Origin of the sequence: Curvibacter gracilis ATCC BAA-807 (assembly GCF_000518645.1) — a bacterium.
Taxonomy (GTDB): domain Bacteria; phylum Pseudomonadota; class Gammaproteobacteria; order Burkholderiales; family Burkholderiaceae_C; genus Curvibacter; species Curvibacter gracilis.
Genome location: NZ_JADZ01000011.1, coordinates 241,736 through 255,052, shown reverse-complemented (window position 1 = coordinate 255,052; position 13,317 = coordinate 241,736). Strand labels below are relative to the sequence as shown.

Here is a 13,317-nt window from a genome sequence, read left to right as displayed (position 1 = left end):
CGCGAGTGTACGGGCAAGTGTGGCGCCGACCGGTTCAGGGGGCCATCGCCCGTGGCCCCGCAGGTGTCAGGCCCGGACCAGGGCGGGCAGCTCGGTCAGCCGGCGCGCCACCACCGCCGCCCAACGGGCCTTGGATTCGGGGTAGATCAGCGATTCTTCCAGGGCGATGTGGCCTTCGCACAGGCTCAGGAACACCTCGGCGTAGTGCTGGAACTCGGCCGGGTCCGTCCAGCCATGGCCGTCGGCCATGGCGCGCAGTTGCGGGGCGAGCTCGATCCAGTTTTCTTCGATCCAGCCATGGTCTTGCTGCAGGGTGCGGATGGTCTGGGCCAGCGAGGCATCGGCCGAGGCCAGCAGCGGCGGAAAAACGCTGCGCTCTTCCTCGGCATGGTGATCGCGCGAGGTGCCGGAGAAGAAGGCTTCGATGGCCGCGGCCTGCTGCTGGGCCCACGGGTCCACCCCGGTTTCGGCAACGTGCTTGACCAGGGCCTTGAGGGCCTGGAGGTGGCTGGCGATCTGCTGGTGGCAGGCATCCAGGGCTTCAAAGTCGGCGGATTCGGTGACCGTGCTCATGGCGTGCTCCTGTGAATGGGATGGCTCCATCGTAGGACGCATGCACCAGGCTTTCTTAAGCCATGTCAAGGCTTGTGCGGAAATGAAAAAGCCCCTTGCGGGGCTTTGAGATCAGCTTGCCGGGGCGGTGGGCGGCCGATCAGGCGATCCGCAGGTTCAAGTGGCCCAGGCCGGTCACGCCGCCTTCGAGCAAGTCACCCTTGACCACGGCCGACACGCCCTCGGGGGTACCGGTGTAGATCAGGTCGCCCGGGCTCAGCTCCCAGGCAACAGACAGGTGCTCGATGGTTTCGGCGATGTTCCAGATCAGCTTCGAGATCGTGCTGGACTGGCGCTCCTGGCCGTTCACCTTGAGCCAGATCGCGGCCTGGCTCAAGTCGCCGGCCTGGGCCGCAGGGGTGATGGGGCCGATGGGCGCGCTGTGGTCAAAGCCCTTGCCGATGCACCAGGGGCGGCCTTGCTTCTTCATTTCGTTTTGCAGGTCACGGCGCGTCATGTCCAGGCCCACCGCATAGCCGTAGATGTGCTTGTGTGCATCGGCGGCCGTGATGTTGCGGCCCCCGGTGCCGATGGCCACCACCAGTTCGATCTCGTGGTGCAGGTTGTGCGTCAGGCTGGGGTAGGGCATGGTGCCGGTCTCGCCGGCGTTCACCACCACCAGCGCATCGGCCGGCTTCAGGAAGAAGAAGGGCGGCTCGCGGCCGGTGAAGCCCATTTCCTTGGCATGTTCTTCGTAGTTGCGGCCCACGCAGTAGATGCGGCGCACCGGAAAACGGTCGCTGGTACCCAGCACCGGGACGCTCACCGGGGGAGCGGCAGGGATCACATAGCTCATGTCAGCCTTTCAGGTCGTCTTGCAGCAGGGAAGTGAACGGGAGGGGCGGGGGGCGCTTCAGTTCCCGTCGGAATGCGTCACCAGTTCAAAGTGCTCCACCACCGGAGGTGCCGCAAAGAAGGGGCCCACAATGGCGCGCCATTGCGCAAACAGCGGCGAGCCGCGGAAGCCTTCGGTGTGGTCTTCCAGGGTGGCCCAGAAAATCTGCAGCACATAGCGTTCGGGCGATTCGATGCCATGGTTCACGGTGAAGCCCTGAAAGCCCTTGGCCTGGCTGATCACGGTGCGCAGGCCACGCTCGATGGCCTCTTCGAAGGCGGCCTGCTGGCCGGGTTGGATGCGGATGTCGGCAAGTTCAAGAATCATGGGCGTCTCTTTGGTGGCTCGTTCAATGATGCCCTGGAGTCTACCGTCAGCCCTTATCCTTGCGCTCATGAAGCTCTTCAACTATTTCCGATCTTCCGCCTCGTTCCGCGTGCGCATCGCCTTGCAGCTCAAGGGCCTGCCTTATGACTACCAGCCGGTGCACCTGGTCAAGGGCGAGCACCGTGCTCCCGCCTATGCCAGCCTGGTGGGCGACGCCCTGGTGCCCATGCTGGAGGTGGACGGCGCCCACCTGACCCAGTCGATGGCCATCATCGAGTACCTCGACGAAACCCACCCCGAGCCGCCCCTGCTGCCCGCCGATCCCCTGGGCCGGGCCCGCGTGCGCGCCCTGGCGCAGACGATTGCCTGTGAGATCCACCCGATCAACAACCTGCGCGTGCTCAAGTACCTGTCGCAAGAGCTCCAGGTCGACGACGAGGCCAAGAACACCTGGTACCGCCATTGGGTGCGCCAGGGCCTGGAAGCCTTCGAGCGCCAACTCGCCCAGGCGGGTACCGGGCGCTTCTGCCATGGCGACACCCCCGGGCTGGCCGATTGCTGCCTGGTGCCCCAGATCTTCAATGGACAGCGTTTCAAGGTGAATTTCGAGGGCTTGGACCGCACCCTGGCCGTGTTCGAGTCCTGCATGGCCCTGGAGGCCTTCCAGCGGGCCCAGCCCTCGCAGTGTCCGGACGCCGAGGCCTGAACGTGGCGCAGCCTTCAGTTTCAGCGCCGGCCAGCGCAGCAGCCCCTTGGTTCGAGCCTGAATGGCCAGCCCCGGCCTCGGTGCGCGCGCTGTTCACCACCCGCCACGGGGGTGTCAGCGCGGCCCCTTGGGATGCCCTCAACCTGGGCGCCCACGTGGGTGACCGGCCTGAGCATGTGGCGCAGAACCGGGCGCTGCTGCAGGCTGCGGTGCATGAACGAGGCGGCGGCGAGTTGCTGTTTCTGAACCAGGTGCACGGCTGTGATGTGCTCGACCTGGACCGCCAGGCCCCTGGTGAAGTGCTGTCGGGGAAGGCGGCGGACGGCTCCATCACCGGCCACCACGGCCAGGCCCTGGTCATGATGGTGGCCGACTGCCTGCCCGTGCTGATCACCGACCGTGCCGGCCAGCGTGTGGGCGCCTTTCATGCCGGCTGGCGCGGTTTGGCCGGCGAGCAGGGGCGCGGCATCCTGGAATCGGCCGTGCAGGCCTTTGTCCGGGCACGGCCCCAGGCCCCTGTGCTGGCGGCCTCAGACCTTCTGGTCTGGCTGGGGCCCTGCATCGGCCCCTCGGCCTTCGAGGTGGGCGAGGAGGTGCGCCAGGCCTTCGCCCGTGCTCAGCCCGAGGCCCTGGCCTTGTTCCAGCCTGTGGCGCAGCGGCCCGGCCACTGGCTGGCCGATCTGGCGGGCCTGGCCCGCCTGCGCTTGCGGGCCGCCGGTGTCAGTGCCGTGTATGGCAACGATGGCACAACCGCCTGGTGCACCCACACCCAATCAGCGAGCTTCTTCTCGCACCGGCGCGACAGCCACCGGCTCGGCGGCACCGGTCGCATGGCGGCCTGCATCTGGCTGGCCTGACAGGGGCTCTGTGCTGGTGGCCACGTTCGTCGGATCGATCGGCCCAACGGGTGTTGACGCGCCCATGGCCAGTGCTGCATCTGCCGCCTCTCTTTTCTTCGCCGCCTTTCGTCTTGCTGGTGCCCCCATCAGATACAGCACGATCGACATCGGCAGCAAGCCATAGAGTACAAAGGTGACCAATGCGCCGAGCAATGTTCCCGTGGTGCTGGTGGCTTCTGCCACAGCCATCATCACGGCGACATACATCCAGGCGATAAGAACGAGGTACATGTTGATATAAATACGTGATCAAGCTGCAGAGTCTGCAAGAATCCGGATCAACCCCAATCAATTTTCAACGGACAGTTCATGAGGAGACAACATGAATCCTGAAGCACAGTGGGGTCAAAGCGCCCAGCAATTTCAACACATGCTGAGCGAGGGCTGGGGCAAGGCCCTGCAGGCGTTCCAGCAACTGGGGCTTCCTTCGCTGCCCGCGGCCGGTGCCGCGCCCGTGCCCCAGATCAGCTTTGATACCGAAAAGCTGCAGGCGCTGCAGCAGCAGTACGTCAAAGAGGCCACCGACCTGTGGAACGCCAGCCTCGCGGGCACCCCCGAGGCGCGTGACCGGCGCTTTGCCGGCGAAGCCTGGGGCAGCAACCCGCTGGCCAGCTTCACCGCGGCGGTCTACCTGCTCAACAGCCGCAGCCTGGCCGGCCTGGCCGAGGCCGTGCAGGCCGACGACAAGACCCGCGCCCGGATCCGTTTCGCCGTCGAGCAATGGGCGGCGGCGTCGGCGCCCAGCAACTTCCTGGCCTTCAATGCCGAAGCCCAGAAAAAAGCGTTGGAAACCCAGGGCGAGAGCATCGCCAAAGGCCTGCAGAACCTGATGCACGACCTGCAGCAGGGCCACATGAGCCAGACCGATGAAAGCCTGTTCGAAGTGGGCCGCAACGTGGCCACCACCGAGGGCGCCGTGGTGTTCGAGAACGAGCTGTTCCAGCTGATCGAATACAAGCCCCTGACCGCCAAGGTCCATGAGCGCCCCTTCCTGCTCATCCCGCCTTGCATCAACAAGTTCTACATCCTCGATCTGCAGCCCGAGAACTCGCTGATCCGCCACCTGGTGGCCGAAGGGCACCGCACCTTTGTGGTGAGCTGGCGCAACCCCGACGAGAGCATGGGCCAGAAGACCTGGGACGACTACATCGAGCACGCCGCCATCCAGGCCATCCACACCGTGCAGGACATCACCGACGCCAAGACCCTCAATGCGCTGGGCTTCTGCGTGGGCGGCACCATCCTGGGCACGGCACTGGCGGTGCTGGCCCAGCGCGGTGAGAAGCCGGTCGAGTCGGCCACCTTCCTGACCACCTTCCTCGATTTCTCGGACACCGGCATCCTCGACCTGTTCATCGACGACGCCTTCGTCAAGTTCCGCGAAATGCAGATGGGGCAGGGCGGCTTGCTCAAGGGGCAGGAGCTGGCCTCCACCTTCAGCTTCCTGCGGCCCAACGACCTGGTCTGGAACTACGTGGTGGGCAACTACCTCAAGGGCGAAACCCCGCCGGCCTTCGACCTGTTGTACTGGAACAGCGACTCCACCAACCTGCCCGGGCCTTTCTACGCCTGGTACCTGCGCAACACCTACTTCGAAAACAACCTGGTTAAGCCGGGCAAGGCGGTGGTCTGCGGCGTGCCCGTCGACCTGGGCCTGGTCGACATCCCGGTCTACCTGTACGGCTCGCGCGAAGACCACATCGTGCCGATCACGGGGGCCTATGCGTCCACCCGCCACCTGCCGGGCAAGAAACGCTTCGTGATGGGGGCCTCGGGCCACATCGCCGGCGTGATCAACCCCCCGGCCAAGAAGAAGCGCAGCCACTGGATCCGCAGCGATGGCAAGTTGCCCGCCACCCATGCCGAATGGCTGGCTGGCGCCCAGGAGCACGCAGGCAGCTGGTGGACCGACTGGACCGAATGGCTGGCGGGCCATGCGGGCAAGCTGGTGCCCGCTCCGAAGACCTACGGCAAGGGCGCCAAGTACAAGGCCATCGAACCGGCCCCGGGCCGCTACGTCAAGCAAAAAGCCTGATCCGGGAAAAACCCAGGTCAGGTTTCATTTTTGCTTGTCCCGGGCGAGACATACTGAGCGCTGTACGCACTGATTTATTGACCGACAAACACTGGAGCACACATGGAAGACATCGTCATCGTTTCGGCCGCCCGCACGGCCATCGGCAAGTTTGGTGGCTCACTGGCCAAGATCCCGGCCACCGATCTGGGCGCACTGGTGATCCGCGAAGTCCTGGCCCGCAGCGGCCTGTCCGCCGATCAGGTGGGCGAAGTGATTCTGGGCCAGGTGCTGGCTGCAGGCGCTGGCCAGAACCCGGCGCGCCAGGCCGTCATCAAGGCGGGCTTTGACAAGGGCACGCCGGGCCTCACGATCAATGCGGTGTGCGGCTCGGGCCTCAAGTCGGTGATGCTGGCGGCCCAGGCCGTGGCCTCGGGCGACAGCGACATCGTGATCGCCGGCGGCCAGGAGAACATGAGCCTGTCGCCCCACGTGCTGCCGGGCTCGCGCGACGGCCAGCGCATGGGCGACTGGAAGATGGTCGACACCATGATCGTCGACGGCCTGTGGGACGTCTACAACCAATACCACATGGGCATCACGGCCGAGAACGTGGCCAAGAAATACGGTGTCACCCGCGAGCAGCAGGACGCCCTGGCCCTGGCCTCGCAGCAGAAGGCTGCAGCGGCCCAGGAAGCCGGCCGCTTCAAGGACGAAATCGTCCCCGTCACCATCCCCCAGAAGAAGGGCGATCCGCTGGTGTTCGATGCCGACGAGTTCATCAACCGCAAGACCAACGCCGACGCCCTGGCTGGCCTGCGCCCTGCCTTTGACAAGGCCGGCAGCGTGACCGCCGGCAATGCCTCGGGCATCAACGACGGTGCCGCCGCCGTGATGGTCATGAGCGCCAAGCGTGCCGCCAGCCTGGGCTTGAAGCCGCTGGGCCGCATCGCCAGCTTTGCCACCTCGGGTCTGGACCCGGCCTACATGGGCATGGGCCCGGTGCCGGCCTCCACCAAGGCCTTGCAACGTGCCGGCTGGGCGGCTTCGGAACTCGACCTGCTCGAAATCAACGAAGCCTTCGCGGCCCAGGCCTGTGCCGTGAACCAAGAAATGGGTTGGGACACCAGCAAGGTGAACGTCAATGGCGGCGCGATCGCTCTGGGGCACCCGATTGGTGCTTCGGGCTGCCGCATTTTGGTGACACTTCTGCATGAAATGCAACGACGTGATGCCAAGAAGGGCATCGCCTCCCTGTGCATCGGTGGTGGCATGGGAGTTGCCCTAACCATTGAGCGTTGATTTGCCGTTCAAAATGGCAAACAGGAGAGCGCGCTGCAGCAGCGCTCCCGAACAGGCGCAATAGCTATAAATTGCATAGCAAAAACATAATCAGGAGCGATTCATGAGTCAAAAAGTAGCGTACGTCACCGGTGGCATGGGTGGCATCGGAACCGCCATCTGCCAGCGCCTGCACAAGGAAGGATTCAAGGTCATCGCTGGCTGCGGCCCGACCCGCGACTTCAGCAAGTGGCTGGCCGAACAAAAGGCCCTGGGCTACACCTTCTACGCCTCGGTCGGCAACGTGGGCGATTGGGATTCCACCGTCGAAGCCTTCGGCAAGGCCAAGGCCGAGCATGGCTCGATCGACGTGCTGGTGAACAACGCTGGCATCACGCGCGACCGCATGTTCCTCAAGATGACCCGCGAGGACTGGGACGCCGTGATCGAGACCAACCTCAACAGCATGTTCAACGTCACCAAGCAGGTGGTGGGCGACATGGTTGAAAAGGGCTGGGGCCGCATCGTCAACATCTCGTCGGTCAACGGCGAAAAGGGCCAGGCTGGCCAGACCAACTACTCGGCTGCCAAGGCCGGCATGCACGGCTTCACCATGGCCCTGGCCCAGGAACTGGCCACCAAGGGCGTGACCGTGAACACGGTGAGCCCGGGCTACATCGGCACCGACATGGTCAAGGCGATCCGCCCTGACGTGCTCGACAAGATCGTGGGCACCATTCCCGTCAAGCGCCTGGGCGAGCCCAGCGAAATCGCCTCCATCATCGCCTGGCTGGCGTCGGACGAGGGTGGCTACTCCACCGGCGCTGACTTCTCGGTCAACGGTGGCCTGCACATGGGCTGATGCAGCTGGGCTGAAGACGGCCCCGCTTTCAGTCGACCCCGCCTCAGGCGGGGTTTTTTTTCGTCTTTTTTGAACAATCACGCCGACGAACGGGAACCATGAGGGGATGATCGATTCCGACGGGAAGGCTTTACAGCCCATTGACAGCGCCGCGAGGGTTTCTGCCAGCGCGGCATCCTGCCCACCACCACCCCGATGAGGACCTTCTGCCCATGCCCCACAGTGTTTCCCTGATCAGCACGATTGCCGTGGGCCTGGGCCTGTCCCTGATCCTGGGCTTCGTCGCCGTGCGCCTGCGCCTGCCTGCCCTGGTGGGCTACCTGGTCACGGGCATGATCGTGGGGCCTTTCACCCCGGGCTTCGTGGCCGACGCCGAAATCGCTTCGCAGCTGGCCGAGATCGGCATCATGCTGCTGATGTTCGGTGTGGGTCTGCATTTCTCCTTTGCCGACCTGATGGCGGTGCGCCGCCTGGCCCTGCCTGGGGCGGTGGTGCAGATGACGGTGGCCACCCTGATGGGCATGGGACTGGCCTGGGCCTGGGGCTGGGCCTTGGGGCCTGCCCTGATGCTGGGGCTGGCCTTGTCGGTGGCCAGCACGGTGGTCTTGCTGCGGGCGCTCGAGTCCTTCGGGCTGACCGATTCCTTCACCGGGCGGGTGGCGATCGGCTGGCTGGTCGTGGAAGACCTGGCCATGGTGCTGGTGCTGGTGCTGCTGCCGCCCCTGGCGGGCGTGCTGGGAGGGCCGGCCCAGGCGGAGACCGCTGCCGGCAGTGCCTCCTTGCTGGGCACCTTGGGGCTGACACTGCTGCGCGTCGGTGCCTTTGTGGCAGTGATGCTGGTGCTGGGGCGCCGTCTCTTCCCCTGGTTGCTCAAGCAGGTGCACCGCACCGGCTCGCGCGAGCTCTTCACGCTGTGCGTGGTGGCGGGTGCCGTCAGCATTGCCTATGCCTCGGCGGCGCTGTTCGGCGTGTCGTTTGCGCTGGGCGCCTTTTTTGCCGGCATGGTGATGCGCGAGTCCGAGTTCAGTCACCAGGCCGCGGAAGAATCGCTGCCGCTGCGGGATGCCTTTGCCGTGTTGTTCTTTGTCTCGGTGGGCATGTTGTTCGACCCCCAGGTGCTGATCGACCGCCCGCTGCAGGTGCTGGGGGTGGTGCTGGTGATCATGCTGGGCAAGACGGTGGCTGCCGCCTTGCTGGTGGTGGCCCTGGGTCAGTCTCTGAGCACGGCTTTGCGCATCGCGGCCAGCCTGGCGCAGATCGGCGAGTTCTCTTTCATCCTGGTGGGGCTGGGGCGCACGCTGGGCCTGCTGCCCGCCGAGGGTCAGAGCCTGGTGGTGGCGGGGGCGCTGATCTCGATTGCGCTGAACCCGCTGTTGTTCGGTGCCTCCGGGCCACTGTGCGCCTGGCTGTGTCGTCATTCGGCCCTGGCGCGTCGGCTGGAGTCGGCCGGCTAGCCAGGCTCGCCGCACCGTCACTTCTACCCGCCCAGGCCCGGCTCGACCCGGCGGCCCATCGGTCCCTCGGCCTGCATCCGCTCGGCCAGGGCCTTTCGGGGCGGGCGCAGGCTCTGGCCAATCAGCGCGTGCTGACGGCTTCTTTGTGAGTAGATGCTTACCCCTGAAACCCTTTGCGGCATGGCTTTGCACCTTCGTGACACTGCTGGGCCTGTTGTGGAATCCCACAATGCCGGCGTGTTTCATGGGCTATACAATCGCGCCCACTTCCGAGCAGGCCGGAGCGTTCCTCGGGCTTTTTTGATATGACCGCAAACCAAAACAAACTTCAAACCAGCGCAGTCACCAGCCCCGCAAAGCGGCCGCTGTACAAGTCTCTTTATGTGCAAGTTCTGGTCGCTGTGACCATCGGGGTCTTGCTGGGGCACTTCAACCCCGGCTTGGGCGCCGACATGAAACCCCTGGGTGACGGCTTCATCAAGCTCATCAAGATGATCATCGCCCCCATCATCTTCTGCACCGTGGTGGTGGGCATTGCCGGCATGGAAGACATGAAGAAGGTCGGCAAGACCGGTGGCCTGGCGCTGATGTATTTCGAGATCGTCAGCTCGCTGGCCCTGGTGGTGGGGCTGGTCGTCGTGAACGTGCTGGCCCCGGGCGAGGGCATGCACGTCGACCCCAGCACGCTCGACACCAAGGGCATCGCGGCCTACACCGGCCCGGGCAAGATGCAGGGCACGGTCGACTTCCTGCTCAACGTGATCCCCAGCTCGGTGGTGGATGCGTTTGCCAAGGGCGAAATCCTGCAGGTGCTGCTGTTCGCGGTGCTGTTCGGCTTTGCCCTGCACAAGTTCGGCGGTCGCGGCACCCTGGTGTTCGACTTCATCGAAAAGACCTCGCATGTGCTGTTCGACATCGTGGGCATCATCATGAAGGTGGCTCCGATCGGCGCCTTTGGCGCCATGGCCTTCACCATCGGCAAGTACGGCATCGGTTCGCTGTTCAGCCTGGGCAAGCTGATGGGCTCGTTCTACCTGACCTGCCTGATTTTCATCTTCCTGGTGCTGGGCACCATCGCCCGTGTGCACGGCTTCAGCGTCTGGAAGTTCATCAAGTACATCAAGGAAGAACTGCTGATCGTGCTGGGCACCTCGTCCTCCGAGTCGGTGCTGCCTCGCATGATGGAAAAGATGGAAAACCTCGGTGCCCGCAAGTCGGTGGTGGGCCTGGTCATCCCCACGGGCTACTCGTTCAACCTGGACGGCACCTCGATCTACCTCACCATGGCCGCTGTCTTCATCGCCCAGGCCACCGACACCCCCATGACCCTGGTGCAGCAGCTGACCCTGCTGGCCGTGCTGCTGCTGACCTCCAAGGGCGCCGCCGGTGTGACCGGCAGCGGCTTCATCGTGCTGGCCGCCACCCTGTCGGCCGTGGGTCATGTGCCGGTGGCCGGCCTGGCGCTGATCCTGGGCATCGACCGCTTCATGTCCGAGGCCCGCGCCCTGACCAATCTGGTGGGCAATGGCGTGGCGACCCTGGTGGTGGCGCGCTGGACCGGGGACCTGGACATGCAGCGCCTGCAGGCCGGCCTGAACAACGAGACCTGGCAGGAGGCCGACGCCCCCGAAGTCTTGCTCGATCAGAAGCAGGAAAAGTTCGGCGGTCATTGAGCGCCAGCTCTCAGCTCTGAAAAGCCAGCCTGCGGGCTGGCTTTTTTGTGGGCGCCGCAACCCCATGTCCGTGTCCATTAGCATCCCCACCATGTGTGCCCACTACCAGGCCCTGCGCGACCCCGCCGCGTGGCGCAAGAACTTTGATGTGACCCTGCCCGACGGCGGGCGTGAGGATGTCTGGCCCAGCTACCCGGCGGCCTTCATCCGCCATCCCCAGCCCCTGCAGGCCAGTGGGCCGTCGCCAGACCCGGCACAGGCTGAGGCAAGGGCCGAAGCCCTGATCGGGCGCTTCGGCCTGGTGCCCCACTGGGCCAAGGACGAGGCGGTGGGGCGCCACACCTACAACGCGCGCAGCGAAACCGTGGCCAGCAAGCCCAGCTTTCGCGATTCCTGGCGCCTGGGGCGGCGTTGTGTGGTGCCGGCCGAGGCGATCTACGAGCCCGATTGGCGCAGTGGGCGCGGCGTGCCCACCCGCATCCGGCGCAGCGATGGCCAGCCGCTGGCCCTGGCCGGGCTCTGGACGGGCTGGCGCAGCCCGACGGGCGAGGTGCTGCGCAGCTTCAGCCTGTTGACCGTGAATGCCGATCACCACCCTTTCATGCGCCAGTTCCACAAGCCCGATGAGGAAAAGCGCATGGTGGTGGTGCTGCCGCCGCAAGCCCTGCAGCACTGGCTGCAAGCCCCGCTGGCCGAGGCCACGGCCTGGATCCAGGCCTGCGCGGCCGATGTGCTGTGCGTGGACGAATCCAGCCAGCCCCTGGCCCTGTCAGGCGGGCAGGGCGGTACGGACGAGGGGCGCAGCCTGCAACTGCCCCTGTAGGCTCAATCGTCCGCGCTGCACAAACCGGCTGTAATCCATTTCGGGCAGCAACAGCCCGCCGGTGGTCCAGACGATGTGCGTGGCGCGGGGCAGGTGGGCCCGCAGGCCGCGCTCGGCCAGCCAGGCCTGGCCGGTTGGCGAGCCCAGCAGTTGCCCGGGCCCGCTGAAGCCCGCGGCCGCCGAGGGCTCGATGCGCAGGTCGGCATGGTCCAGGGCCAGCACCAGGTGTTCGAACAAGGTCGCATCCGCCACCGTGAACACGCCCGACAGGCGCTGGCGCATCAGGTCTGCGGCCAGCAGCGAGGCCCGGGGCACGGCCAGGCCATCGGCCTCGGTCTGGTTGCTCAGGCCCGCGTCGTACACCGAAGGGTGGGCGCCGGGCGCCGCCATCATCTGCAGCAGGAAGCAGGGTGATTGAACCGGTTCGGCAAAGAAGCAATGCACATGGGGGCCCAGCAGCTCGCGCAGCCCGAAGGCGATGCCCGCCGGGGCGCCGCCCACGCCACAGGGCAGGTAGACGAACAAGGGGTGTTCGGCATCGACCCGGCGCCCCTGCTGCTGCAGTTGATCACGCAGGTGCAGGGCGGCGGCGCTGTAGCCCAGCAAGAGCGACTCCGAGCGTTCGTCGTCCACAAAATGGCACAGTGGGTTGCCGGCGGCCTGGGCCCGCCCGGCGGCCACGGCTTTTTCATAGTCGCCCAGGTGCTCCACCACCTCGACGCCGCGCTGGCGCAGGCGGTCTTTCTTCCAGGCCTTGGCATCGGCCGACATGTGCACCATGGCCTTGAAGCCCAGGGCCGAGGCCATCACGCCGATGCTCAGGCCCAGGTTGCCAGTGCTGCCCACGGCCACCTGGTGCTGGGCGAACAGGGCGCGTGCCGCACTCTGCCCCAGCACCCGGTAATCGCTGCCGGCCTCGATCAGGCCGGCTTGCAGCGCCAGCGCCTCGGCATGTTGCAAGACCTCGTGAAAGCCGCCGCGGGCCTTGATCGAGCCCGCCACCGGCAGGTTGTGGTCGGTCTTGACCCACAGGGCCCCCAGTTCAGGCGAGAGGCCCAGGGCGCTTTGCAGGCGGGGGGCTGGCAGCAGGGCGGATTCGATCACGCCATCGCTGCCCCGCAGTTCCGGAAACAGGTCAGCCAGCAGGCCGGCAAAGCGCTGCAGACGCGCCGCAGCGGCCTGGGTGTCGGCCAGGCCCAGGCCTGGCGGGCCATCGGCCGGCGGGCTGCTGGGGCTGGGGCTTGGGGTGGGCAGTTCGGGGTTGAGCCACAGGGTGGGCCGGGCCTGACGGATCTGGCCCTCAAGGGTCGCGGGGGAAGCTGGCAAGGTCATGAAGGGGCGCTGGCCACACGGGGTGGCCCTGCCTGAAAAGCCGCGCCGCAACAGCGGCCCGGTGGGGGAGAAATCGGTTTCAAACCCGGCATTCTTCACCCGCCGGGCTTTCGACGCAAGCAGCACCAGCCTGGGGCAGCCTGAGCCGAAACGGTGAGGGTGGGCCAGGCCGCGCCGGCCGGCGCTTTGCGCCCGTCGGGGCCCGTCAAGGTGCATGGGCGGGCACCAGAGCAGGGCGTGAGCTGGGCAGCGCTGTCGGGGTGGGCGGCTGGCATGCTGTTTGCAATGAAACATCCGCCTCGGTTATCAAAGCCTGTATAGACAGCATATTGGTGCAAATCCCGATGAGGGGCACCGACTTGGTGATGGACACTGCGGCAAGCGCCTCCGGCATGGTCTGGCTGGCGTTTGCGTTCATGTGACGTGCCTTGTTGTATAGACAGGAGGAGTGTTCAGAGGGTCTGAGCACTCGGCGCGGCGCCAGGGGCGCCTTGTGCAA

At 65.8% G+C, this 13,317-nt stretch carries 13 protein-coding genes and 1 pseudogene; 8 read left to right on the top strand and 6 right to left on the bottom strand.

The genetic code is table 11. The annotated features are described in order from the left end of the window. Positions 1-66: 66 nt before the first annotated feature. The 3 genes from L880_RS0109410 to L880_RS0109400 all read right to left on the bottom strand — a co-directional run bounded on the left by L880_RS0109410 (position 67) and on the right by L880_RS0109400 (position 1,774). Positions 67-573, bottom strand: coding sequence for a hemerythrin domain-containing protein (locus L880_RS0109410; protein WP_027475465.1), 507 nt, complete (start codon positions 571-573; stop codon positions 67-69). 139 nt (positions 574-712) lie between these two features. Next, positions 713-1,408 carry a fumarylacetoacetate hydrolase family protein gene (locus L880_RS0109405; RefSeq protein ID WP_027475464.1) on the bottom strand — a complete coding sequence of 232 codons (696 nt, stop codon included), beginning with the start codon at positions 1,406-1,408 and terminating at the stop codon, positions 713-715. 57 nt (positions 1,409-1,465) lie between these two features. Beyond that, the gene (locus L880_RS0109400; protein ID WP_027475463.1) at positions 1,466-1,774 is read right to left on the bottom strand and encodes an antibiotic biosynthesis monooxygenase family protein; all 309 of its coding nucleotides are present in this window, start codon (positions 1,772-1,774) and stop codon (positions 1,466-1,468) included. Between the two features lie 67 nt (positions 1,775-1,841). On the opposite strand from L880_RS0109400, the gene maiA reads away from it, so the two are divergent. After that, the gene (gene maiA, locus L880_RS0109395) at positions 1,842-2,480 is read left to right on the top strand and encodes a maleylacetoacetate isomerase (RefSeq protein ID WP_027475462.1); all 639 of its coding nucleotides are present in this window, start codon (positions 1,842-1,844) and stop codon (positions 2,478-2,480) included. After that, positions 2,459-3,337 carry a peptidoglycan editing factor PgeF gene (gene pgeF, locus L880_RS0109390; protein WP_043329024.1) on the top strand — a complete coding sequence of 293 codons (879 nt, stop codon included), beginning with the start codon at positions 2,459-2,461 and terminating at the stop codon, positions 3,335-3,337. The genes maiA and pgeF overlap by 22 nt, the downstream gene beginning before the upstream one ends. On the opposite strand, the gene L880_RS34900 is transcribed toward pgeF, so the two are convergent. Next, positions 3,254-3,610: a hypothetical protein gene (locus tag L880_RS34900; protein ID WP_084461177.1), complete on the bottom strand. Its 357-nt coding sequence runs from the start codon at positions 3,608-3,610 to the stop codon at positions 3,254-3,256. The genes pgeF and L880_RS34900 overlap by 84 nt on opposite strands. A 91-nt stretch (positions 3,611-3,701) precedes the next feature. Between L880_RS34900 and phaC the strand changes: the two genes are divergently transcribed. The 6 genes and pseudogenes from phaC to L880_RS0109360 all read left to right on the top strand — a co-directional run bounded on the left by phaC (position 3,702) and on the right by L880_RS0109360 (position 11,486). After that, the gene (gene phaC, locus L880_RS0109385) at positions 3,702-5,414 is read left to right on the top strand and encodes a class I poly(R)-hydroxyalkanoic acid synthase (protein WP_027475460.1); all 1,713 of its coding nucleotides are present in this window, start codon (positions 3,702-3,704) and stop codon (positions 5,412-5,414) included. Between the two features lie 102 nt (positions 5,415-5,516). Then, a complete protein-coding gene (locus L880_RS0109380; RefSeq protein ID WP_027475459.1) occupies positions 5,517-6,695 on the top strand; it encodes an acetyl-CoA C-acetyltransferase in 1,179 nt (392 codons plus the stop codon). Positions 6,696-6,798: 103 nt separating this feature from the next. Beyond that, positions 6,799-7,536, top strand: a complete 738-nt coding sequence (gene phbB / locus L880_RS0109375; RefSeq protein ID WP_027475458.1) for an acetoacetyl-CoA reductase — start codon at positions 6,799-6,801, stop codon at positions 7,534-7,536. 212 nt (positions 7,537-7,748) lie between these two features. After that, a pseudogene (locus L880_RS32105) lies at positions 7,749-8,978 on the top strand (cation:proton antiporter domain-containing protein); the annotation flags it as partial. A gap of 317 nt (positions 8,979-9,295) precedes the next feature. After that, a complete protein-coding gene (locus tag L880_RS0109365) occupies positions 9,296-10,663 on the top strand; it encodes a dicarboxylate/amino acid:cation symporter (protein ID WP_027475457.1) in 1,368 nt (455 codons plus the stop codon). 64 nt (positions 10,664-10,727) lie between these two features. Further along, positions 10,728-11,486: an SOS response-associated peptidase gene (locus tag L880_RS0109360; RefSeq protein WP_027475456.1), complete on the top strand. Its 759-nt coding sequence runs from the start codon at positions 10,728-10,730 to the stop codon at positions 11,484-11,486. Here L880_RS0109360 and L880_RS32100 read toward each other — a convergent pair. Together L880_RS32100 and L880_RS35585 are read right to left on the bottom strand one after the other, a co-directional pair. Beyond that, positions 11,433-12,818 (bottom strand): D-serine ammonia-lyase, encoded by a 1,386-nt coding sequence (locus tag L880_RS32100; RefSeq protein WP_051443205.1) that lies wholly within the window; start codon positions 12,816-12,818, stop codon positions 11,433-11,435. The two genes, L880_RS0109360 and L880_RS32100, sit on opposite strands and share 54 nt — an antisense overlap. A 205-nt stretch (positions 12,819-13,023) precedes the next feature. After that, positions 13,024-13,236, bottom strand: coding sequence for a hypothetical protein (locus L880_RS35585; RefSeq protein WP_157462752.1), 213 nt, complete (start codon positions 13,234-13,236; stop codon positions 13,024-13,026). Between the last annotated feature and the right edge of the window lie 81 nt (positions 13,237-13,317).